This window comes from Streptococcus oralis (genome assembly GCF_001578945.1).
GTDB classification, from domain to species: domain Bacteria; phylum Bacillota; class Bacilli; order Lactobacillales; family Streptococcaceae; genus Streptococcus; species Streptococcus oralis_Q.
The window spans coordinates 1-224 of record NZ_KQ969679.1 but is presented as its reverse complement, the minus strand read 5'-3'; the positions used below and the strand labels follow the sequence as shown (position 1 = coordinate 224).

Sequence of the window (224 nt, the reverse complement as noted above, 5' to 3'; positions counted from 1 at the left end):
GAGCCAATCAGCAAGCACCAGCTTGAGCAACAGCGTATCTGCCTCAATCAGTGCAAGCAACAACTCAGGTAGCGGTTCAGGTTCAACAAGTACAAGCAATGGTTCAGGCGATGCCTCAACTTCAGCAAGTACTTCAGCAAGCTTGAGCAACAGCGTAAGTGCTTCAATCAGCACGAGCTTGAGTAACAGCGCAAGTACCTCAGCTAGCTTGTCTGACAGTGTTT

General features: G+C 49.1%; 1 pseudogene. It reads right to left on the bottom strand.

Annotated features, from left to right (window positions below):
• Positions 1-224 (bottom strand): annotated as a pseudogene (locus tag SORDD16_RS11400) (hypothetical protein); the annotation flags it as partial.